The sequence below is a fragment of the Paeniglutamicibacter antarcticus genome (assembly GCF_039544305.1).
Lineage (GTDB): Bacteria > Actinomycetota > Actinomycetes > Actinomycetales > Micrococcaceae > Paeniglutamicibacter > Paeniglutamicibacter antarcticus_C.
Window position 1 is genome coordinate 1 of record NZ_BAABLK010000032.1, and the last position, 23,232, is coordinate 23,232.

General features: G+C 60.4%; 15 protein-coding genes. 5 read left to right on the forward strand and 10 right to left on the reverse strand.

From position 1 onward, the window contains the following. Positions 1-778 precede the first annotated feature (778 nt). Positions 779-1,870 carry an AI-2E family transporter gene (locus ABEA12_RS10805; RefSeq protein ID WP_210100480.1) on the reverse strand — a complete coding sequence of 364 codons (1,092 nt, stop codon included), beginning with the start codon at positions 1,868-1,870 and terminating at the stop codon, positions 779-781. A gap of 1,119 nt (positions 1,871-2,989) precedes the next feature. Here ABEA12_RS10805 and ABEA12_RS10810 point away from each other — a divergent pair. Then, a complete protein-coding gene (locus ABEA12_RS10810) occupies positions 2,990-3,721 on the forward strand; it encodes an FtsW/RodA/SpoVE family cell cycle protein (RefSeq protein WP_345468123.1) in 732 nt (243 codons plus the stop codon). Positions 3,722-4,050: 329 nt separating this feature from the next. Here the strand turns inward: ABEA12_RS10810 and ABEA12_RS10815 are convergent, their stop codons facing one another. Continuing rightward, complete coding sequence (locus tag ABEA12_RS10815; RefSeq protein WP_345468105.1) at positions 4,051-6,564, reverse strand: ATP-dependent DNA ligase; 2,514 nt, start codon at positions 6,562-6,564, stop codon at positions 4,051-4,053. A gap of 120 nt (positions 6,565-6,684) precedes the next feature. Between ABEA12_RS10815 and ku the strand changes: the two genes are divergently transcribed. Beyond that, positions 6,685-7,719 (forward strand): non-homologous end joining protein Ku, encoded by a 1,035-nt coding sequence (ku, locus tag ABEA12_RS10820; RefSeq protein ID WP_210100483.1) that lies wholly within the window; start codon positions 6,685-6,687, stop codon positions 7,717-7,719. A 113-nt stretch (positions 7,720-7,832) separates the two neighbouring features. Here ku and ABEA12_RS10825 read toward each other — a convergent pair whose 3' ends face one another. The 4 genes from ABEA12_RS10825 to ABEA12_RS10840 form a co-directional block, all read right to left on the reverse strand. Then, positions 7,833-9,164, reverse strand: a complete 1,332-nt coding sequence (locus ABEA12_RS10825) for a phospholipase D-like domain-containing protein (protein WP_345468108.1) — start codon at positions 9,162-9,164, stop codon at positions 7,833-7,835. A gap of 412 nt (positions 9,165-9,576) precedes the next feature. Continuing rightward, positions 9,577-10,104 carry a Dps family protein gene (locus tag ABEA12_RS10830; RefSeq protein ID WP_210100484.1) on the reverse strand — a complete coding sequence of 176 codons (528 nt, stop codon included), beginning with the start codon at positions 10,102-10,104 and terminating at the stop codon, positions 9,577-9,579. A 622-nt stretch (positions 10,105-10,726) separates the two neighbouring features. Continuing rightward, positions 10,727-12,169, reverse strand: a complete 1,443-nt coding sequence (locus ABEA12_RS10835; RefSeq protein WP_210100485.1) for a glucose-6-phosphate dehydrogenase — start codon at positions 12,167-12,169, stop codon at positions 10,727-10,729. An 83-nt stretch (positions 12,170-12,252) separates the two neighbouring features. Continuing rightward, the gene (locus ABEA12_RS10840) at positions 12,253-13,218 is read right to left on the reverse strand and encodes an FUSC family protein (RefSeq protein WP_210100486.1); all 966 of its coding nucleotides are present in this window, start codon (positions 13,216-13,218) and stop codon (positions 12,253-12,255) included. Positions 13,219-13,443: 225 nt separating this feature from the next. Here ABEA12_RS10840 and ABEA12_RS10845 point away from each other — a divergent pair, with 225 nt between their 5' ends. Next, positions 13,444-14,940, forward strand: a complete 1,497-nt coding sequence (locus ABEA12_RS10845) for a sugar porter family MFS transporter (protein ID WP_345468112.1) — start codon at positions 13,444-13,446, stop codon at positions 14,938-14,940. 464 nt (positions 14,941-15,404) lie between these two features. On the opposite strand, the gene ABEA12_RS10850 is transcribed toward ABEA12_RS10845, so the two are convergent. The 3 genes from ABEA12_RS10850 to ABEA12_RS10860 all read right to left on the reverse strand — a co-directional run bounded on the left by ABEA12_RS10850 (position 15,405) and on the right by ABEA12_RS10860 (position 20,132). After that, the gene (locus ABEA12_RS10850) at positions 15,405-16,331 is read right to left on the reverse strand and encodes an aldose 1-epimerase family protein (RefSeq protein ID WP_210100487.1); all 927 of its coding nucleotides are present in this window, start codon (positions 16,329-16,331) and stop codon (positions 15,405-15,407) included. A gap of 544 nt (positions 16,332-16,875) precedes the next feature. Continuing rightward, positions 16,876-18,774 (reverse strand): transketolase, encoded by a 1,899-nt coding sequence (locus tag ABEA12_RS10855; RefSeq protein WP_210100488.1) that lies wholly within the window; start codon positions 18,772-18,774, stop codon positions 16,876-16,878. Between the two features lie 494 nt (positions 18,775-19,268). After that, positions 19,269-20,132: an alpha/beta fold hydrolase gene (locus ABEA12_RS10860; protein ID WP_210100489.1), complete on the reverse strand. Its 864-nt coding sequence runs from the start codon at positions 20,130-20,132 to the stop codon at positions 19,269-19,271. Between the two features lie 88 nt (positions 20,133-20,220). Between ABEA12_RS10860 and ABEA12_RS10865 the strand changes: the two genes are divergently transcribed. Both ABEA12_RS10865 and ABEA12_RS10870 read left to right on the forward strand, forming a co-directional pair. Then, a complete protein-coding gene (locus ABEA12_RS10865; RefSeq protein WP_210100490.1) occupies positions 20,221-21,021 on the forward strand; it encodes an SDR family NAD(P)-dependent oxidoreductase in 801 nt (266 codons plus the stop codon). Between the two features lie 40 nt (positions 21,022-21,061). After that, on the forward strand, positions 21,062-22,246 hold the full coding sequence (locus ABEA12_RS10870; RefSeq protein ID WP_345468117.1) for an NAD(P)/FAD-dependent oxidoreductase: 1,185 nt from the start codon (positions 21,062-21,064) through the stop codon (positions 22,244-22,246). A 115-nt stretch (positions 22,247-22,361) separates the two neighbouring features. Here ABEA12_RS10870 and ABEA12_RS10875 read toward each other — a convergent pair whose 3' ends face one another. Beyond that, on the reverse strand, positions 22,362-22,961 hold the full coding sequence (locus ABEA12_RS10875; RefSeq protein WP_345468120.1) for an MDR/zinc-dependent alcohol dehydrogenase-like family protein: 600 nt from the start codon (positions 22,959-22,961) through the stop codon (positions 22,362-22,364). Between the last annotated feature and the right edge of the window lie 271 nt (positions 22,962-23,232).

The following is a 23,232-nucleotide window of genomic DNA, read 5'->3' on the forward strand; positions in this document are numbered from 1 at the left end:
ACGATCATCCTGCCCTTGCTGATCGGTACGACGTTGGGCTGGCTGCGCGTCAGTTCATTGGTTGCATATTCATAGGTTGCCATTTTTCATCTCACGTTTTCCTCAAACGGGGTGGCAGCTGAACTGGTTGCTTGAGCCAGGTAACCGTCGCCCAGAGGTTCCGTGCTGCGAAATATCTGGTTTCCCCAGCATCCTCCACTCTGAGTCAAGTTTTTAGGTTCTATCGTGTTCACCCTCGTTCATCCGTTATGGAAGACTCAAGATCCTCGAGACAAGAAGTTCCGAGTACCCTCGGTTCCGGACGGTGAACTGGCCCACACGCAATAGGAACTGTTGTTGGGCATGTTTTAAATTTGCATGGATGTGGACGCGCCGTTTGGATCCTGGGGGGGGGTTTTCTCCGAAGTGATAGGAAGCGGTGGAAGATTGGTGATCAGGTCCCGTCAGGCCGTTCGTCTGTGACGCTAAAACGAAAACGAAAACATGATCTTGATCTGGTACAGCTGATGGATGACCAAATTCCGGCCCTTGGCCGGTGTCGAAGCCCTGGTACTTATCTGGGGCCCCGCGTCGCAGGCGTGCCGCGCCGCGTCAAGGCGGGGAACGGCTAGGTGAATGAGGTCCGCGGGCAGGTTGCGGGGACCATGAAATGAGCAGGTTTTCCCAAAACAGAACGGGTAGGCGCCCAGACGTGGCCTCGCCGACTATGGATACCGCCGCAAGCTGCAACCGGGTGGAATGCTGCCTCGTGGCAGCAAGACCCGGTGTCCTGAGGTAGTCATTCTGCTTCCCCGGGTGCAGGGGGACTGGCAGGCACCCAGACCTGGATGATGGCCCATCCCACTGCGGTCAGCGGAACCGCCAGGATCGCGCCAAGGATCCCGCCCAGAACCGTCCCGACGGTCAGGGCCAAGAGGATCACCAGCGGGTGGATCGACAATGTCCGCCCCATGACCACAGGTTGGAGAAAGTTGCCTTCAAGCTGACTGACCACAACGATGGCAGCACCGACGATCAGCGCGTCCACCAGCCCATTGCTCACCAGTGCAACCAACGCAGCCAACACACCGGTGACGGTGGCCCCAACGATGGGGATAAAAGCCCCCACAAAGATCAGCACCGCCAACGGCAAGGCCAGCGGGACCCGTAGGAACAACAAAGTCGCTCCGATCACTGCAGCATCAACCACGGCGATAATGGCTGTGCCACGGACGTATCCACCCAGGACCTCGGTCGCATGGATGCCCATGAGACGCGTCTTAGCCCTTCTGGGACCCTGCAAGCGCTGAATGAAGAAGGCCCAAATCAATCCCCCGTCCTTGAGAAAAAAGAATAAGATGACAGCCATCAGAACGAATCCGGTAACGACCTCTGAAACTGTGATCAGTCCTTGAATTGCAGTGGTCCCCGCTGCCCGGGTGTACAACAGATCTTGAGCCCAGGTGCGCACTTCATTCAAAGTTGAGTCATCGACGGGAAGGGGGCTGTCCTTGAGCTCAAGGTAGAGCTTGTCGATGCGCTGCACCGCCTCGAAGACCAACGAATCCCATTGCGCCCGGGTCGCGCTGACGATCGCGCTGACCATTGCGCCAAAGACCGCAATGAGCAGGATGAATGCCGTAGCAGTGGCCAGGGCGGGGGGCCAGTGGTGGTGGCGCAACCACCTGACGAAGGGGGATATTGCAGCGGCAAGGATCAGCGCCAGGAGGATCGGGATGACCACGATGCTGACTTGAAGCATCCCGTAGACCGTGAGCCCCGCCAGGATGACTATGAACAACACATGACGTGCCCGTTCGCCGGTGCGGGCGATGACCCCGTCTGCACCTGTACGCCCGATGGCCGGTGGTTGGTTTCTGCTGACGGGCATGGTGCCTCGATTCCCATGGAGCGGCATGCTGCAGGATACGGTGGTGTTGGATTCCACCATAAGCGCCACCGGGTCTTGTTATACAGGACTTTTCGATCGCCGCACGCCAAACCTTGGCAGTTATGGTTGCTATGAAACAAGTAGGGTCGGGCATTGCCATCATCATCCCAACCCGTTATGGCGCAACAGGCATTGGATCCTATCGCCATTAGGCGGGCTTCATGGTGGGGCGGAACGGCGCCTGGGAAGTGGTTCATGCCAACCCAAGGGACAGCTCGGTACGGAGAGTTCCGCCAAAAAGTAGAAACCGGTAACACAACCGCTCCTGTCCGGTGAGTCCCAATCTGGCGCTATCGCATCGGCGGGGGGCTCTCACGCAAGTGGACGCTTGGAAAGCGTCTCAAGCTAGGGCCCAAACGAGTTGTTGGAACACTGTTCGGTGCAATGATATCCCGGCAAGGAATCGGTCTGGTCTGCAACCGGGCAAGGATCGAGTAGTGATGGCGGGCTGCCAATGCGGGGTCGACGAGAGTAGCCGGGACTTGCTTCGAGGGATCACGCATACGCGGAGGATGGAACTGACGGCGAGGCACCGTTGGTTCGTCAGCCAAGGGGAACCTGGTCGATGCTGCTCCCGTGCCACTCCAGATCAATTCTGCTTCCGGGCATTGAGGTCTCGGGGCCGACCTGCGCTATGGTGAACCGCTATGCCGAAAAAACAGTTGACTTTTTTCCCCGCTGACCGATCACGGGCTGGCGCTCGACGCTTGCCAACGAATCTACGATCGTCATGCTGGCAGCGCCACATTGCGAAACGCCGGGGTTTTGCCGTTCTGTCCCCTTCACTCGAAACTCCCGTGGCCACGGATCGGCAAGCCTGCGCGGCAAAGGTCGGCGAACCCAGCGTTCATGGTGATTGGGCGCAGTTCATGGACGACGGCTCGGTTCCATGCGTGAAAGAACAACCTGTGACGGGCGCGTCGAGTCCCGAGCGGGTCCCCAACCCCATACGATTCGCACATCATCGTCGGGGTGACGATCACCCTGACGGTCTTGGGACTGCTCATGGTGCTCTCTGCCTCGAATGCCAGCGTCCCTAGGTAGTCACACATCATCGACATCAAGCAGCGGCTCCAGAGCGTCTGGAAGCACTTGGCGGTTCCGTTTCTGGTCGGTAACGGATTGTTTATCATCCTGGTCCTGCTGGGGAAGGACTTGGGCACGACAGCGGTCTTGATGTTGATCATGATCGCGACAATGCTCGTGGGTGGAATCGAACTAAAGAAGATGCTTCTGGTCCTGGTTGGGTCCGGCTTGCTTGCCACAGCGGCTGCGCTCTTGAGCCCTAATCGTTTGGTTCGCTTGATGAGCTGGACCAACAGAGAGTGCGATGATGGCATGGACCTTTGCCACCAAGGTCTTCAGGGGCTCTACGCATTGGCTTCGGACGGTTGGTGTGGCGTAGGCATCGGCCAAAGCCGGCAAAAATGGCACTGGATACCCGAGGCGCACACAGACTTCATCTTCGCTATCATCGGCGAGGAGCTGGGATTGATCGGTTCCTTGTTCATTTTGGCGCTCTTCGGTCTATTGACTGTTTCCGTCCATCGCATCGCCCTGCGGACCACCACCGTCTTTGCCTTTTGCGCGTGCTCGGTGAGCCTAATGTGGCTGGTATTCCAGGCTGTCTTGAACATCGCCATGGTTGCAGGCGTTGTTCCCGTGACCGCTGTGCCGCTCACGTTCGTTTCGTTCGGCGGTTCGTCGTTGGTCATCTCGCTGGCAGCCATCGGCGTGGTCTTGGCCATCGCTCGGGACTTGAACAGGAACAATCGTCCGCTTTCCACGTAGTGTCATCTGCAGTCGCGCAGGCAGGTCATTTATTCCGGCACTGTGAAACGCATGGGGTATTCATTGGACTTAGGTCTGAGCACTGCGTGGGTTTAGGGCAACTTACCGTCGGCCGAGGCATGCTCGATCGCTGAACGCTGGCGATGCCACCGTCGCCGGCTTGGACCCCAACTAGTCTAAAACGGATCAAAGACCTGTATGAAGATAGTGGGGGATTGGCCTGTATTCAAATACGAAGTCGATTCATCGCAGGAGGCGCGCCGTCTACCCACCGCGGTTCTTTTCGCCCTTGCCAGACTGTAGGGAATTAAACTTCTCGTTGTCGAGGGTTACTTTGTAGGTGGATTTTCCCACCGAACTGAATCCGCTGATTTTTCGGGACGCCAGCCGCGCCACGCTGGATGCCGGAGTTTGTTGCCGGGTGTGCGTTCGCTATATTTGACTTCTCCCACGAGCCGGGGACTTGCCCAGACGGCGTCGCGGCGATCACTGGCCGGTACGTCGTCCACTGGCGGGGTTTTTCGAACAATCCGGTTAAGCATTGTGGCGGCCTCTGCGAGGTCACGTGAGGAAAAGCCAGTCCCCACCTTTCCTACGTAGCGAAGGTCACCACCCTCGTTTACGGCCAACAGCAACGAACCGACAGTGTCCTTGCGTGCACCGGAACCCTTGCGCCATCCTATGACGATGACTTCTTGATGGAGTTCGTGCTTGAGCTTGACCCACCCCTTGCTGCGTTTTCCGGGATGATAGCGTCCTTCAACCCTTTTAGCGATCACTCCTTCCAAGCCTAGGTCCCGACTTGCAGCAAACGCCTCCTCGGCAGTGCCAGGATGGGCCGGAGGCAGGTGTACGTGTAGTCCTTCTTCCACAGTGCCAAAAAGTGCTGTCCGCCGCGTGGCGTATGGCTCCCGGACCAGCGACCGTGTTGCATGCGCCGGTCCGTGCGGGGTTTCTGCCACCAGCTGCAGGACATCAAAAAGCATGAGGTGCACGGGTACCTTTTGGACTGCTTGTTCGATCTCGCTTTTCCTAGTGAGTTTCATCCGTCTTTGGAGCAGGCTGAAGTCCGGTTGTGCGGAAGAATTGACGGCGATGATTTCCCCGTCAAATACGGAGCCATCCGGTGCCAGTGCAGCGAGTTCCTGTAGCTCGGGATATTGGTCGGTCACGTTATGCCCATTCCTGCTGATGAGGGAGACCTCGTCGGCGAAAACCCCCACGATCGCGCGCATCCCGTCCCACTTCATTTCAAAGGACCATGTGTGTTCGCGGTCCAGCTCGCGGAGACTTCCTGCCGTGGCAAGCATGGGCGATGGCAAATCCGCACCTCTCCCGGGGTGTGCCGCCAATAAGGTGGTCGGTCTGTTCGCGATTTCTCCGCCCTGCGGATAGCTGCTGCCGGACCCGACGTCCCCACTGTTGCCGTCTGTGGTGGCTGTCATGCTGCCGGTCCCTGGCTGCTCTTTCATCAGATGAATGAGCCAGTTCTTCTTTTCGCCCATGCCGGGTGCGTTGATCAACGCATAACGGCGGGGGATCCCGCCCAGTCCGCCGTCTGCCTTCCCATGCAGAACAGCGATTACTTCCTTGCCTTCGCGCCATTTTTCCAGCACGCAATTCCCGGTGTCCCAGATTGTCACCGCACCTGCCCCGTACTCGCCCTTGGGGATGGTCCCTTCGAAGGAACCGTAGTCCAAGGGGTGGTCCTCGGTCATCACGGCAAGCCTGTTTTCTCCGGAATCCAGTGGTGGTCCCTTGGGAACCGCCCAGGACACCAGCACTCCGGAGTGCTCCAAACGGAAATCCCAATGCAGCCGGGACGCGTGGTGTTCCTGTATGACGAAACGCGACTCACCAGAACCTTTGCTCGAGACAGTTTCCCTGGGAATCGGCTCGGGCGTCTTGCCGGGGACACGCATGGACCGGTACTTTTCCAACCGGTCCGCGCCGGCGGATTGCTGCCATCCAAGAGCTCCTATTGGGTCCATGCCGTCCGCGGCACGTGCCATGACATCTTGGTAATCGAGTTGGCGCAGTTCGGGATCCTCTATTTCTTCCCACGTGCGCGGGGCAGCTACGGTCGGTCGTGACCTGCCGCGCAGCGAATACGGACAGATCGTCGTCTTGGCGTCGCTATTCTGGCTCCAATCCACAAGAACCTTCCCTGTGCGTAGCGCCTTCTTCATGACGGACACCACCAGATCCGGATGATCCGCCTCAAGGGATCTAGCCATCTCCCGTGCGAGGTCGGAGATTTGCATTGAACTGTAGCTGCCGTCCAACGAAACGTACAGATGGATTCCTTTGGACCCGCTGGTCACCGGGAACGCGTCCAGCTGCATTTCTGTCAGCAGCTCCCGGCACAGCAGTGCCGTTTGTGCGCACTCGTGAAGCCCTGCGCCTTCGCCCGGGTCCAGATCCAGCACCAAACGGTCAGGATTGGACGGGTTGCCGTCAGGACCGAAACGCCATTGTGGGACGTGGATTTCCAGCGCAGCCAATTGACCGAACCACGCCAACACGCCAGGTTCGTTAACCATTGGGTAGGTGTTGATGCGGTTCTTGTGCCTGATGGTTTTTCTCGGGACCCACTCAGGAACCGAATCTTCCAGGTCCTTGCGGAAAAACACTTGGCCGGGAGCGCTCGTGGTGCCTACCCCGTCGACCCAACGCTTACGGGTTGCTGGACGCCAGGCCGACTGCGGAATCAGGACGTGTGCGATTTGCGCGTAGTAGTCCAGTACTTCTGCCTTGGTGGTGCCAGTCTCGGGGTACAGCACCTTTTCGAGGTTGCTGATCTTCAACCGTCGACCAGCAAACTCAAAGATTTGTTCATTCACGGCCACGGTCGACTCCTTCTATCCAAATACATTCTTGCAACACTTCATGTCATTGGACAGGGAAGAAAGTTGCCGGAAATTCCGCTGGTCACGTCATCTTTATGATGTTTCACTGGACCTATGAGATCAATATGGACAGGTTCGATTGCATTCGGTCTGGTCAACGTCCCCGTCAAGGCCTATGGGGCCACCGAAGACCACGACGTGAGCCTGCACCAGGTCCACGACATCGACGGCGGCCGCATACGGTACCAACGACGGTGTGAAGTTTGTGGGAAGAAAATAGGCTTCGAAGACATCGACAAGGCCTACGACGATGGTGATCGAACGGTAATTCTTACCGAAGTGGACTTGAAGTCCTTGCCCGCAGAAAAGAGCCGTGAGATTGAAGTGGTTCAGTTCGTTCCCAACGAACAAATCGATCCCATCATGCTCGAACGCAGCTATTACCTGGAACCGGATACGAAATCACCAAAGGCATACGCGCTTTTGGTCGAGACTCTGGAAAATACTGAACTGACAGCCGTGGTGAAGTTCGCATTGCGACAAAAGATGCGACTGGGGGCCCTGCGTGTACGGGGAAAGGTTCTCGTCCTGCAGGGCATCCTTTGGAACGATGAAGTGCGCGAGGCGGACTTCGCATCAAACTTGGCGAAGGGCGAAATCAGCCCTCAGGAATTGAAGATGTCCTCGGCATTGGTGGAGCAGTTTAGAGGGGACTTCAACCCGGGAGAGTTCGAAGACGAATACCAGCTCGAATTGCGCACCCTTATCGCAGAGAAGCTCAAGCAGGGCGACTCGCTGGACACGGAAGCAACCTTCGGCGACAAGCATGCAGCATCCGCGGACGCCGGGCGCAACAGCAACGATGTCATCGATCTGATGGAAGCCTTGAAGCGCAGCATCGATAAGAAACATGCGGGGACTACGAAAGCGGCAGCCAAAAAGACCACTGGCGATACACCCTCGAAAATTACAAAGAAGGCCAACGACACCAAGAAAACGGCAAACCGAACCTCTAAGGAAGAGCCAAAGACACCCAAAAAGAGAAGATCCGCGAGCAAACGAACCACCACAAAGAAACCTGGATCCGCAAAAAGCAGCCCTGCTGGGCAACCCGATCACAAGGATTCGGAACGCAAAAAGGAAGCCTGAAAAATCTCCACCCAGGTGGAAAGCCATGGTCCGCGGCCTGCTAGATCCGCGCACGGCAAAGCGTGCTGCTCGAGTTAGAAGTATCTTTGTTGCCGCTTTGGAGGACCCATGGATTAGAGGAGCGGGCGTAGCGGGCGCAGGAGCGTCTCACTGATGCGTGCGGCGACATAGCGTTTTTGCCAGTCGGCAAGCGTCAGCTCGGTGCAGTTTCCACTATCGATGTCAAAAATATTTTCCATGTTCTCCGCGAACGTCCGGTCATGGATCTCGAGGTTCGTTTCGTAGTTCCCGGTTAGGCTCAACCTGTCGATGTTGGCGGTGCCGACCGTGGACCAACGGCCATCGATGGTGGCGGTCTTGGCGTGGATCATGGCGTTGCGGTAGCGCAGGACGGTTACGCCCTCGCGTAGCAACGTCGTGTAAAACCCGCGGGAGAGCCAGTCCGCAAGGACGTGGTTGGAGTTCTCCGGCATGATGAGCCGGACGTCGACGCCCCGCTTACTGGCAGCCAGGAGGGCCTGCAGGATTTGTTGGTCCGGGATGAAATACGCAGTGGTAATGTAAATGTGGCTACTCGCGCGATTGATCACATCCAAGTACAGGCCACGGATCGGATACACCAGAAGCGCCGGGATGTTATTCACCGTGCGGATGTGCAGGTCCCAAGTATGCGGGGAGTGGTGTGGGATCTCCGGGGCACCGCCGACGGCGTTCCAGACAATCGCAAAGGTCTGGCGCAGGTCCCATACAGAAGGCCCGGTGATCCGGACATGGGTGTCGCGCCATTCAGTGGCGTAGAGCTCGCCGATGTTGTAGCCGCCTACGAAGCCGGTCTCGTCATCCACGATCAGGAGCTTGCGGTGGTCAAGGCCCGTGCTACGCAACGGACTGAATACCCGGGACGGGCGCATGACCGGGAACCGGTGGACGTGGATTTTCGGGTGGAACTTGAAGAATGACGGCGAGACGACCAGGTTAGCGAACCCGTCATAGACCACGAAGACTTCCACTCCGCGGGCGGCCGCGTCGTTCAGGGCATTCTTGAACTGCAGTCCGGTGTCGTCGGACTTCCAGATATAGGTTTCCATGAAGATACGCGTCTTGGCGCCACGGATGGCATCAAGCATGGCTGCATACAGATCCTCTCCATAGGTGTAGATCGTCACCTCGGAATCCGCGACGGGTCCTTGAAAAACCCCGGGATGCGGGAAATTTGGTCGCGTCTTTCTTTGCCGGTGCTTGATGGCATCGAAGATGACGAGGAATCCGACCACAGCGGTCTGTACCGCGAGGAACGCCAAAACCACTCGCATAGCCCATTTTTTTGCCGTGGTCGCCATAGAATCGGGGATCTGAGGAAGCATGCCCCAAGCATAGCCGCGGGACAGTGCCGGTTCGCCCGTGGCGCCGGGTCCGTCGGGAACAAGGCACCGTACGACGGCCATCGCACTTGGGTTACCCCCTGCGTCCGTGCTAAGCGAAGTGATTCACGGCAAGGTGTCGGTCAAGGAAGCCGACCTCGGCACCGTCCGCACACTGGTTCACCGGGGTAAAACCGGAACCAAGCCCGGCGGGGAGCCCCGGGCTGAACGAGGTGCCGTGGTTCCTTTATTGTTCCTTTCAGCAACGAGGCAGCGCCCGGTTACGACGGGCAAGACTACGCGAGATCGGCCAGAACAACTCATGCACGAGATCCAGCGGAGCTTGGGGGCGAGGTTGTTCAGCAACGGAAAATGAATGTGTTGGGGTGCGTTGGCGAACGCCCGCGCACCCCAACAGTCACTCAGCAGGTCTTTTATGCGCGTTTCCCCGCGCCATCGAGGTAATCAATGTCGCGTAGGAGGCGATCCTGCATTTCTAGGTGAGTGGCGATGGTTCGCGGATCTCGGCCCCGATGAACCAGGCCTGCTGCTCGAGCTTGGCGATAACCTCGTGAAGCAGATCGGCACTGGTCGGGTCATCCTCGTCGACTCCGTCATGGACCTCGCGCATGGTGCCCACGGTCGCCTCGATCGCACGAACCACCAGCTTGATCGCGTCCGTGGTGTTGATTTCGCCGGCTGCAAACTCGGGCAAGGAAGTCCCTGCAGCGACCACAGCGACCCGGGCATCGGGTGTAGCGTGCAGGGCACGCATCCGCTCTGCAACATCATCGGCGCCCACGCGGGCGACGGTCACCAACTCATCGAGGTTCAGGTGCAGGTCGCGGAAGTTCGTTCCGACGATGTTCCAGTGGGCTTGCTTGCCTAACAGGTGTAGGTTGACCAGATCAACCAGCACGGCTTGCAAGGACTCGTGCAGCCGGGCAGGGGCTACGAATCCAGCCTCGGAGTTTTCCAGCTTGGTGCCTGCGTCACCTGAGGGGGTGGGGATATCAATGGACATGGTTTATTTGCTCCTTTGGAGTAGATGAAAGCCCCGTCCGGTCGGGCGGGAAGATCAAAAGACAACTCGTGCGGGCGCCGAGTGGCACATTGGCCATCCGTGGGACGCTGGCGCGCCCCGTCGGCGATGTCCTCGGTTGCTCGAAGTCGCGGACGTCGTCCGCAATCGGTTATTAAACCGTCTATTGCCCATCCTGTGTTCCTTGTGCTGCCGGTGTCAAGGAATGGGGGTGCAGGATGGAAACGAGGCAACCGACGGCAGCGTCGCTTCCGGCAGACCACTGGTTCATGGCGACCTGGTCTTCGCATCGCTTCGGATGGGGATTAACAGTCACGGAAAGCATGGCATATGGCCGTGTGCGGAGCCACCGATGGCCGCACCCTGCCCGTTGTTCTGGTGGCATGCATCCTGTGCCTCGTGAGTTCATGGTCCGAGACCCGAGACCCGAGACCCGAGACCCGAGACCCGAGACCCGAGACCCGAGACCCGAGACCCGAGACCCGAGACCCGAGACCCGAGACCCGAGACCGTCAGCCGGGGACATCCACGTCGCCATGTAGCGGCACGGACAAACTCCAGGGGAGAGGCCACGGATCGCAGCATCGGTAAACCGCCTCCGCGCCTACAGCGGTGTGTCCGTGCGGGAAGTCTCCCAGTCTTCGGGGCCGTGGGACCCGGCGGGGTACTCCTGGAGAGGCACCTCGCTGTTGGCCCATGCCTCGAGAACCGGTTCGATGATCCGCCAGCATTCGACCGCGGTGTCACCGCGGACAAAGAACATGGCGTTGTCCGTCAGTACGGCCTTAAGCACTTCGCCGTAGGGGAGAAGATCGGTTTCGTTGAGATCGGCCTTGAGTTCGGTGCGGTCCAGGCTGTAGATGTCCCCGGGACCGTTGACGTCGATATCGAGCTGCAGTTTAGCGGGCCCAAGGCCCATCCGTATCCGCGTCGCCTTGTTTGTTCCGGTGAAACCCGTGGGCAAGTGGGGGAGCGGCTTGAACGTGACAATGGCTTCCATCTTGTTCTCGGCGAGTGATTTGCCCGAACGCAGGATGAAGGGGACTCCGGCCCACCGCGAGTTGTTGATGTGTACCTCGATCTCCGCGAGGGTTTCGGTGTTGTTCTTGCCATCTACCCCGGGTTCGTCCACGTAGTTGGGAACTTCCCGGTCGCCGATCTTTCCGGCCGTGTACCGGGCCCGGCGGGTGGTCTTGGAATACTCCTTCCCGACTTCGGCCGCGCGCAGGACTGCAGCAATCCGGTCCCTCACGTCCCGTTCATCCAGGGTGGCAGGCTCGTCCATGGCAATGAAGGCCATGATCTGCAGCAGGTGGCTTTGCATCATGTCCTTCAGCGCGCCGGTGGGATCGTAGAACCCCGCCCGGCCCTCCAAGGTGATGTCCTCGTCAAAGAAGATCTCCACCTTCTCGATGTGCCGGGTATTCCACACCGGTTCCAGGAAATGGTTGGCGAACCGGACCCCCAGGATGTTCAAGACGGTTCCGGTGCCGCGAAAGTGGTCCACCCGGTAAATACGGTTCTCAGGCAGGAGAGCCTCAAGGGTCTTGTTCAGTTTCCGTGCCGATTCCTGGCCGGATCCGAACGGCTTTTCCATCACGAACCGGGTGCCTTCGGGTAGGTCTCCCTGCTTGAGCTCGTCGCAGGCCTTCTCGGTGATCGAGGGGGGCAGCGCGAAGTACACGGCTACCGGTTCCTCCACTGATGCCAGGACCTTGGCCAGCCCGCCCTCAGCGGTGACGTCCACCTGATGGTACACACTTTCCTTAGCGATCTTTTCCAGGGCTTCCTTGCCGGCGGGGCTGTCGGCGGTGCTGCCCCCACCGGAACTCACATCAGAGGACTCCTTGACCTGGTTGCGCCATTTCTCCTGGTCCCAGTCGTCATAGCCTGCTCCCACCAGTTTGAGTCCTTCGGCGCCGCCTTGGGAGATCAGGCTGGCCAGGCCGGGCAACAGGAGTCTTGCCGTGAGGTCACCGGATGCGCCTAGGATCATCAAGGTCTTGATCTTGTGGCCGTTCCGCTGGGGACTCTTCGAGGAGTTCATGTTTCCGCCGTCCTGGTTGCTGATGGGCTGGGCATCCGGAGAACCGGTGTTTTCCCATGCTAGTCCGGCCGTCGATGGGGTGGCTAGGTCGGATTCGGCTTGATCGGGGCGAATGCGACGAGTGCATCGACCGCTGTCTGGGCGAGCACCGTTGCTGATTCGGATAATGTTTTGGGAACATTGGCGGAAAGGTGCACGATGGGGTGCTTGCCGCGTGAACGTTCCGCGAGCACTTCATTGAGCGTTCCCGCGTCGTTCGCTGCCGCTACGAGGAAATCGGAAAGCCCGTCGGGCTTGGCTTCCGTGTCTGTGCTGGTCGTTTCCTCAGCCGCATAGGCTAGCAACAGGACGGCGGCCACCAACATGTCCAGGTGGTCGAGGCGGTCTTCCAAGTGTCGTAGCCGGGCTGCACGCCGCAGTCCCCGTAGCGTCCTGGTTCGTATCCGGTGGGCAATCATGCGTTGTGCCGCCAGCTCACTGAGTTCGCTGCGTGCCTCGCGTGCTCGCTCGACGGCTATCGCGGCCACGATTGCATCCTTTTTCTCAAGGCCGGCGGCGCTTGAACGAAGGGAGGCCTCGACGCTCTCCAGGACTCGTCGCGCGGCAACTGAAACCAACCCGACAGGGTCGGGGGTGAAAAGGATCTGGCTGCCGATCAGTCCCAGGACACCGCCGATCGCCGCATCCATGATGCGGCTGCCGGGGTTCTGCAGCGGCGGCAGGACCAGGACGAACAGAGCGGACGCTGCCCCCTGGACGTGGGCGAGGCGGCGGGAATCCAAGGCAGCGGCAGCGCCCATCCCCAGGATCACGGCGAGTACCGCTTGCAGCAGGGCGCCGCCCGGGTTCCACCACCGGATCAGCTCGCCGACCATGACCCCAACGATGACACCGGCAAGCAGATCCACTGCTTGGCGTGCCCGTTCGCCCTTGCCGCCAGCGAGGCAAATGACGGCCGCGATGGCCGCGAATACCGGTTTCTGGTGGCCCAAAAGTGTCGACGCAAGCCACCATGCGACCCCGGCGGCGAAACCGCACTGGGCTACCACGGGGAGACCGTCCCTCAGCCTCCGCCACGTCGAGGCGGGGCCCGCTAACCTGACCGTGGTGCCCACTACCCGTCGGAGCGGAACGCGATGCCTTTTCATGCGGTTCCTCTCCGCCGTTTGCTATCTAACTCGGTCCAAACCCGTACCCATATCATTGTGCCTCCGTGTAGGGCGTGACTAGGGTAGGGGGAACAAAAGTACGAACATCAATCCGGGAGGCTCGTGGTGGAGAAGCAAAAAAAGGAGCAGGGCGGAAACGGGGGCGAGCCAAAGGGTTCCCTCGATCGCCAGCACACCGTCCGAGTGGTGATGATCTCCATTGGTGCCGCCGTGGGTGGTTTCATCTTTGGGTTCGACAGTTCAGTGATCAATGGCGCCATTGAAGCTGTCACGGAGCAGTATGGAATTACGGCTGGCGTGACCGGGTTTGTGGTGGCCATTTCCCTCATCGGTGCTGCAGTTGGCGCTTGGTTTGGCGGCCCCGTCGCGAATAAATGGGGCCGCACACGGGTAATGCTCATGGTGGGGGTCCTGTTCCTGGCAGGTTCCGTGGGCTCCGCGTTTGCCTTTGCGCCGTGGGACCTGGCGGCATGGAGAGTTGTCGGCGGAGTGAGCATCGGTGCTGCCTCAGCCATTGTCCCTTCATATATTTCGGAGATCGCACCCACCAAGCTCAGGGGACGGCTCACGTCCTTGCAGCAAATGGCCATTGTGTTCGGTATCTTCGTGGCGTTGATGATGGACGACGTCGTTGCCGGTGCTGCCGGTGGCGCCGGCGCCGACTTCTGGTTCGGGTTGGAGGCATGGCGTTGGATGTTCCTCGCCGGAGCCATTCCCGCCGTGCTTTACGGCGTATTGGCCTTGAGGCTGCCGGAATCCCCGCGCATGCTCATCGCCAATGGCGACCCGGAAAAAGCGACCGAGGTGTTCGAACATGTGCATGGCCGAACTGAGAGCGAGACCAAGGCGTTGGTCGATTCCATCCGCAAGTCCATCCGAAGCGATTCAAAGCCTTCCTTCAAGGACCTCAAGGGCGGCACCTTCGGTCTGGTCCCCATTGTCTGGGTTGGCGTCGTCATCGCCGCCTTCCAGCAGTTGGTGGGCATTAATGTCATTTTCTACTACTCGAACTCGCTGTGGCGATCTGTTGGATTCAGTCCGGAGTTTGCATCCAACGCGTCGGTGATCACGGCCGTCACCAACGTCGTCATCACCATCGTGGCGATCTTCCTCATCGACAAGGTAGGACGCCGTCCACTCTTGTTGGTCGGCTCCACGGGCATGACCATCAGCTTGGTGCTCATGGCGCTCAGCTTCTTCAATGCCTCCATTGCTGACGGGGAACCCCAGCTTGCGGAGCCTTGGAGCACCGTGGCCTTGGTGGCGGCAAACGCGTTTGTGGTCTTCTTTGCAGTTTCCTGGGGGCCGGTGATGTGGACGCTGCTGGGGGAGATGTTCCCCAACCAGATCCGTGGCGTCGCGGTCGGCATTGCCACGGCGGTGAACTGGCTCGCCAACTTCGCCGTGACCGTCACGTTCCCGGCGTTGAGCGAATTTTCCCTACCGTTCACGTATGGGATGTATGCGTTCTTTGCCCTGGCGTCATTGGTGTTCGTCTTCTTCAAGGTCCCTGAAACCAAGAACATTCCGCTGGAGGAGATGTCCGATAGATACAAACGACAGCGTCGGGATGCCAAGAAGTCCGCGTCCGGGGCTTCCTGAAACCCTCGTTGAAGGGTCGGCCCATCTTTCATCATGAGCTGGCAGGCCGTTGATTTCGTGGTTCCCACGCACTCGGCGGCCTGCGGTATTTTCAGGCAGATGCGAGCATTGCCGTTGGTTCTCCCGTGGAGCTTGGTTCAGGCTGAACAAGTGCTCTTGCGAATCCGAAGGAAATTGCCGAGAAGCCGAAATCCATGCGGCGGGTTCTGTTGCTCCGGTCTTGGTCCGGTGCAATGGACCCGTGTTCAACGTTTATGCTTCGGATCCTCTGCTGGAATCACAAGTTTTCCGCGCATCCAACGCGTCAGCCATCCCCGAACGAACGAATTCAGCCGTTGGCGGCGGGTGCAGGGAGACTTGATCAGGGTAGGGTCCGTGGACCCGATGCTCCTGATAGTTCCCGCGGCCTTCTCGAGTTCGAACAGCCCACGTGGGAAGCCGCAGCGTTTCGGTGGGTTGTTGCCTCAGGCGTCGGGATTGATACCCCACAGGGCCGTATGGCTCTGCTGCGGTTTGAGCGTAATCAGGCCCTGGCCATTGTTGAAGGCATCGGGGGCGCAGGTCATTGGCTCGACCCCGATCCCAGTACGGCGGCGATCCTGCTGCGGAAGGGTGTCGCCGGTGTAGATTTCCAGGTACGGGTAGGACTCGTCGGTCCACAATTCGACGGCATGTCCACGCGGCGACTCGAGACGGACTCGCGCCCGGCCATCTACATCGCGTTTAAGCTGCGTATAAGCGGCATCGATCTGACGGGCCCCGATCTCCTGGATGTTTCGCAGGTCGTAGTGCGTACCGTCCACTGCATCCTGGCCGGCAGGAATCCCAAGATCGTCAACGGGCAGGTACGCGGAAGCCGGTACACGCACATGGGCGTCGTTGATGGTGGCGGTGCCCACCGTCAGGTACGGGTGCGCGCCGGTACCGTATGGGCAGGAAGTGGAACCGATATTGGTTGCGGTGGTGCGAACGCCCAGCCCGGAGTCATCCAGGGTATAGTCCAGCCGGCATTCAAGGATGCCGTTCCAACCAGGGCAGGGGTGCAGGACGTAGCGAAAACTTGCACTGTTTTTCTGGTGCTCCACGGGCTGCCAGTTGGCCCACCGGGTCAGGCCATGGATTGCCCCGTGCTTGGCGGGCTCGGTCAGGTCAAGTTGATGGGTACGCCCACCCCAGGTGTAACGTCCGTCCCTGATCCGGTTAGGCCAAGGGAGCAGTGTCTGGCCGCGGGTGCCGGTGCAGCTTTCGTCTTCGCCATAACCATCCAGGACGGGACGGTCACCCACCGTGTAGGAGCGGATGGCGGCACCCACCTCGGTGAGCACCACGGTTTGGTTTCCTGAAATCAGGCGGAATTGCTGGCCCGAGGGCAGGACGGCTTCATGGTCCAAGGCAGTGTATCCTTTCGCAATAAAGTTGGTCTTAGGGGAAGCCTAACCCTGCCAAGGCGGAGAGGCTAGGTTGACCTGAAGCCCGATCGATTCCCGCAGCAGGCACGATACGATCCCAGGATGGGGATCGCATGGCTATCGGCGGATGGCCACGCAATGTCCAGGTCTTCACGGACGTTATAACTGTGGCTGTCCCTTATCTGCTTGGAAGGGCGGAGGAGGCACACTCGTTGGGATCCATCAGGTTCCTGCGGTGATGGCCCTGGCGCCGGACACATGGTTTCGTGCATGGATCAACGAGCGGATGAAGAACCTAGAGACATGGAAGGGAGCCCGCGAGCCCATGGGCCGCTTCCGCCAGCGGTGGAGAAGCGTCCTTGAAGTAAAGGGCTCCTGCCGCTCCCGGTTCAAAGCACCGATGGACGATGAACGACGCGAACAAACGTGCTCGGCGGTCGGTTCGGTCAACAGAATTCCCCGCGCAGCGCCAACACCGGGCCTGCCCGGAAGGACAATATCGCTGACCCCGGGCTGCGCCTTAGTCCTAGGCCTTGACAATCTTCCGGGCAGCTGCGCCGATATGCCGGGCCGAGATGCCGGCGGCATCCAAGAGTTCGGAGGGCTGCCCGGAGCTCGGGAGGCCGCTGACGCCCAAGAGCGCGACGTGGAGTTCGCCCACGTCGGCATCGGCAAGGGCCTCCATCACGGCGCCGCCAATGCCGCCGTGGGGGTAATGGTCCTCCACCACAACCAAGCGGTTGCCGACAGCCCGACACGTCTCAAGAAGCGTAGCTCGATCCAATGGTTTGATCGAGTAGAGGTCAATCACCCGGGCAGGGATACCTGCCTGGGCCAGCTCGTCGGCAGCGGCCAGGCATTTATGCAGCGTGACGCCCGCGCCGATCAACGCTACCTTGTCCTCCGGGCCTGCACCATGGACCTTGCATCCGCCGATAGGGAATCTTTCGTCAGGTCCGTAGATGACCGGGTAGGCACCCCGGGTCGCCCGGAGGTAGACCACGCCATCGGTGTCGGCCATGCTGGCGACCAAGGCAGTTGTCGATGGGGCATCGCCGGGGTAGAGGACGGTTGAGGTGTGAATGGCGCGCATCGCAGCAATGTCTTCGAGCGCCATCTGGGAGGGGCCGTCCTGCCCGATTTCCACCCCGGCATGGGTCCCGACCAATCTGATGTTGGCTTCCGAGGCCCCGGCCATCCGGATGAAGTCGTAGGGCCGGGCGACCAGGAAGGCGGCGAAGCTCGAAGCGAAGGGGATGTATCCGCGCACGGAGAGGCCGATCGCCGAGGCGATGAGCTGCTGTTCTGCTATGAACATCTCGAAGAATCGTTCCGGGCAGGCATCCTTGAAGTCCCCGGCATGGGTTGAATTGCCGACTTCGCCGTCCAGGACCACCACCTCCGGGCGCACAGCCAATGCAGAAATGGCTGCCCCGAACGCCACCCGGGTGGCTACCTCTTCGCCGATGTCCCACCTCGGCAGTTTCACCGGCGCCGATGGCGCGGCCTGTGCCTGCGGTGCGCTCTTAACGGGGGACGCGGTCGTGATGGACAAATCCGTCACCCCGCCCAGTGCGGCAATGGCCCGCTGCGCCATGTCCTTGGGCAGTGCCTTGCCGTGCCAACCCTCCATGTCCTCGATCTCCGGGACACCCTTGGCCTTGATGGTGCGTGCCAGCACCACGGTGGGCTGATCGGGGTTGGAGCGCGCCTCGGCCAATGCGGAATCGATGGCCGCCAGGTCGTGGCCGTCGATCACCACCGCCCGGGCCCCGAACGCCTCGACCCGCTGGGCATACTTCTCCATCTCCCATTGCAGCTCCGTAGGTCCGTTTTGGCCCAGACGGTTCACATCCACGATGGCGGTGAGGTTTCCGAGCTTGTAGTAGGCGGCCTTGTCGATGGCTTCCCACATGGATCCCTCGGCCATTTCGCTGTCACCGCACAGCACCCACGTTTGGTACGGCAACTTGTCGAGGTACTTCCCGGCCAGGGCCACCCCGACGGCGTCAGGCAGACCTTGCCCGAGTGAACCGGTTGCTACATCGACCCACGGCAGGATCGGCATTGGGTGTCCTTGGAGGCGGGAACCGAACTTGCGGTAGGTGTTGACCAGTTCGTCCTCATCGAGCACGCCGACGGATCGATAAATCGAGTACAACAATGGAGAGGCATGGCCCTTGGAAAAGATCAGGTGGTCGTTGGACCCAAGCCCGGGATTGGACCATTCGTAGCGCATGTGGTGCAGAAGCAGGACCGACATCAGGTCAGCGGCCGACAGCGAGGATGTAGGGTGCCCGGAGCCTGCCTGCGTGCTGCAACGGATCGAATCCACCCTCAGCTGCGTCGCCAATCGGTGCGCAAGATCGAGTTGTTCATCGTCCAACTTTTCGGCACCCGGGCGCGGTGCGTGATTTGTGCTCATGTCTTGCGCATCCTTAGCTATGGGAAATGGTGTGCGCCGGGATCGACCCCCGGCGTGTGGCGTCCATAGCCAACGTACGTCCGGTGACCATGAAAGGGCTAGGGAAGGGGACTGATCCCTCAAAGAGAAATCGCCGAAAACGTCCCGGCTCCCGATACGAAGGCAGTAAGAAGGTTGTGGCCGTTCCCAGGCAAGGGCGGGTTCCCGTGGGAGCAGCATGCGGGCGGCCACCGGCGCGGGCGGCGGAAGTCGGTGTGGCTTGGCGACCACGGTCTCCCAAGGAATGCGACAGGCAAACAGTGCTTCAGGCAACACCTTGGCAACCTGGCGGACGCGGCCCAGGACCCGCGCCACCGGCTTTCACCTCGCTGGGCGCCTTGCCGGGGCATGGAATGCAGGAACCACCTTTCAAGCCCGCCGATGCACAGGGTCTACGGCGGTTGGCCTTCTTAAGCCCACGCCCCTTCGGGTTTGCAGGATTGCGTCGGTGGGGATCAGCTGTCGGCATCCGAACTGGTTGGGCGAGCTGATCCTCGCGTCCCTGCAGATGTGTGTGCGACGAAGTCCAGCACCGCGGAAACGAACCGTTCGGGCTCGTCGTGGAAGATCGCGTGCGCACTGTCGGGGAACAACACCGTCTGTGCCCCGGGGACGTGATCGCCGATCCAGGCCACGCCGCGCCAGTCGTAGGCCTGGTCCTGTTGGCCGGTCATGACCAAGGTGGACAAATCCAGCTGTTGAAGGAAGTCGCGCCAGTCGTGACGCGTGTGATCGGCCATGATCGCGTTGCGCACCGCAGCCGGGCACTTTGCCATCTCGTTCACGAACAATGCCCGGTCCGCCTCGCTCACCGGGGCTGCGCAGATCTCATCGACTTGCTCCTTGATCATGGTCTCGAGCTGGTAATGGACCTGTCCTTGGAACCTGGCCAGACCCGAGTCATCGAAACACTGGGCGTGGTGCCATGGCCAGTCCTCGGCCAGATACTGTCGAGGCACCTGGCTGCAGAAGATCCCCGCGGCAACCCGTTGGGACCCGAAGTTCTCCAACATGCTCCAGATGACTGCCGAACCGAGTGACCAACCCAGCACGGCCGCCTCCTCCAGGTCAAGGTGCCCAAGCAGCTCGTGGAGGTCCGCGCCCATCCGTGCCACCCGGGGTTGGTACCGCGGGGCGCCGGAGTCTCCGTGCCCACGCAAATCCAGCGCCACGACCCGGAGGTTCCTCGAAAGCGCGGGGACGACACCGTCGAAGAAACGGTGGCTGAACCCCCAACCGTGCAAGAGCACGAGGGCAGGACCCGAACCGGTATCGATGAAATTCAGCTCGACGCCGTCTGTGGTCGTGAACCTTGCCATGATGACTCCTTGCCGTGGGAACCTGCCTGTGGGTTGTCGAACCGACTCTACGTTGTTATGTTCGCTACAGGACTTCGAAAGGATGATCATGGATCTCGGCATCAAGGACAAGATCGCACTGGTCACCGGCGGCGCCGGTGGCATCGGATCGGCTACAGCGCGGCAGCTGCTGGAGGAGGGCGCGATCGTTGTGCTCTCCGATTTGGACCAGGTCGCACTGGATGAGGCCGCCTGCAAGCTGAACGCCGCCAAGGGCAGGCTATTCGCCTTTGCGGCCGACCTCACCGACCTCGACGCGGTGGACAAGCTGCGCAAGGACACCGAGGCAGCGGTGGGAGAAATCGACATCCTTGTGCAGTCCTCCGGTATCACCGGGGCACAGGGGTTGTTCCACGAGATAGACGACGAGGGATGGGTGAACACGATCACCGTCGATCTGCTGGGTCCGGTGCGGCTCACCAAGGCTTTCCTGCCGGCGTTGCGCAAAGGCGGTTGGGGCCGCATCGTCTACCTCACCAGCGAAGATGCGGTGCAGCCCTATGACGACGAGCTTCCATACTGCGCAGCCAAGGCCGGCGTGCTGGCCATGGCTAAGGGACTCTCACGCAGTTATGCCACGGAAGGCCTGTTGGTGAACACCGTTTCCCCCGCGTTCATCAGTTCCCCGATGACCGATGCCATGATGGAAAAACGCGCCAAGGAGCTCGGGACCACGGTCGATGAGGCGATCCAGAGTTTCCTGGATGAAAAGCGCCCTTATATGGAACTCAAGCGCCGCGGTGAACCCGAGGAAGTGGCCGCCGTGATCACGTTCCTGTGTTCGGACCGCGCGAGCTTTGTCAACGGTTCCAATTACCGGGTCGATTCCGGCTCTGTCGCGACGATCTAAGGGGTGCCGATGTCTTTCACCGAGGAACGCTACGACATACGTGATCATTGGTGGCGGGATGGCAGGGGACGCCGCAGCCAAGGCGATCCGCTGCGCTGACGCCCGGGGATCGATCCTGCTCATCGGTTCCGATCCGGAGCCGTCAGTCACCCGGCCGGCCCTGTCCAAGAAGCTGTGGACCGACCCGGAATTCGGCTTCGAGAAGGTCTGGCTGAACACCACCGACGAGATCAGCGCCGAGCTGGTGACAAGCGACCCGACGACGATGATCAACCTCAAGGCGCACACCGTGGACACGGCCTCCGGCGCGCGGGTGGGCTACGAAAAACTGTTACTGGCCACCGGCGGGCAACCGCATCGGCTCGATTTTCCCGATGACGATCGGGTGATTTACTTCCGTACCGTCACGGACTACCGCAAGCTGCGCGAACTGGCAGAGAAAGATCGGCACTTGCTGGTGGTGGGAAGCGGATTCATCGGCACCGAGCTGGCCTGTGCGCTGTTGCTCAACGACACCCGGGTGACACTCGCCTATCCCGAGGACCTGGTCAATGAATCGGTCTTTCCCCGGGAATTGGCGCAGCAGGTGACCCGGATGTTCACCGAGAACGGCGTGAACCTCTCTCAGGGCACAACGATCGAGTCTGGCTCCATCGAAGATGGACAGCTGTTGATCGGCGACGGCATGGACGCCGAGTTCAGGGTGGACGGCGTCGTGGTTGGCCTGGGCATCAGCCCTTCGACAGAGCTCGCCCAGGCCGCGGGATTAACGGTCGATAACGGCATCGTGGTGGACGAGACCTTGGTGAGCAGTGATCCCGAAGTGTTCGCGGCCGGAGACGTGGCGAATCACCCCGACAGGTTGCTGGGGCGACGCCGGGTTGAGCACGTGGATAACGCGAACGAGATGGGCTCACGTGCAGGCGCCAACATGGCGGGTCCGCTGGAGCCACACACCCACACCCCGTACTTCTACTCGGTGCTCTTCGGCACCCGGTACGCGGCGGTCGGCCGCCTGGACTCGTCCCTTGAGATGGTGCAGGACTGGGCCGAGGACCGCAGCCGCGGCGTTGTCTACTACCTCAGCGACGCCGGAGAGGTCTCCGGGGTGTTGCTGTGGAACGTCGAGGACCAGACCGACGCGGCCCGGAAGGTGATCGCCGATTCCCAGACAGGCGCGCTGGGTCACGAGCAGCTGACCGGAAGGATTCCGCTCGGCGACTGAACCGGGCAACACCGCCTCTGCCTCGTGTTTGGACGAGACTGCAGATCAGGGATCGAGCACGACCTTGTTGCAACCGTCCCGCCTTCTTCTGGAACGTTTCGCACAGCTCGGAGCCCTACGACGAGGGAGCTGTGTGGGCCACCAGATCATCGAGTCCCGGCGGGTCGGAGGGATCTTCGGTGAAGGGAAGAATCCTCTGGGTCCAGCTCCTGGTGTTGCGCTGTCCCTCGCGCAGTTGGATCTGCTTGTCGGAAATGTCGATAAACGCCATGGGCGTGGCCGCGCCCGCGTGGAGGCCGCTGAGTGAAACCGTTCCGCCGCGACGCACTGCCGCGAAGGTTGTGTGCAGGACCGAGGTCTGATCCACCAAAATCGTTTCCATTGCCTGCTGCCCCAGCTTCTTCGGCAACAGACCCGCCGCTGCCTGCACCAGCTTTTCGCCTGTCGATCCGTGGGCCTTCAAACCGACTGCATCAAAAATCGAATCCGGTCCCCGCTTGGTCATCTCCTGCAGCTCCGCAACGATGTCAATGGGGAAACCAAGGACCTCGACGCCGTGCCGGGCTGCCATGTCTGGCCGCTGGACCACCGGGCCCGAGCCAAATACTGCCAGCGTTCCGCTCTCTGGCACATTCGCATAGTCGACGCCCTGCCAGACGGTGGGCAGGGTGTCGGACAGGAACAGATACCGGTGATCCGGAAGCTCGCTGCCCACCACCATCGCGCCATGATCGCCGTGGGGGCACATGCAGTTATTCGGCCTGTCCGCCTGGCACGCTGCCGTACAACTCGGACCCCCCCGTTACCTTTTAACTAGCCCCTTAAACGGACTCATTGAGGAAGAATTGGGGTTGCTGGTCTGTCGGTCTCGGCATGATTCACTCCCCCTGTTCTTTCATGATCCGGGGGGTGCTGTCACCGAGATTCGAGAGGCACCAGGGATATCGCTTATAGGGGCCGGATCCGGATAAGACAGCACCAGTCCA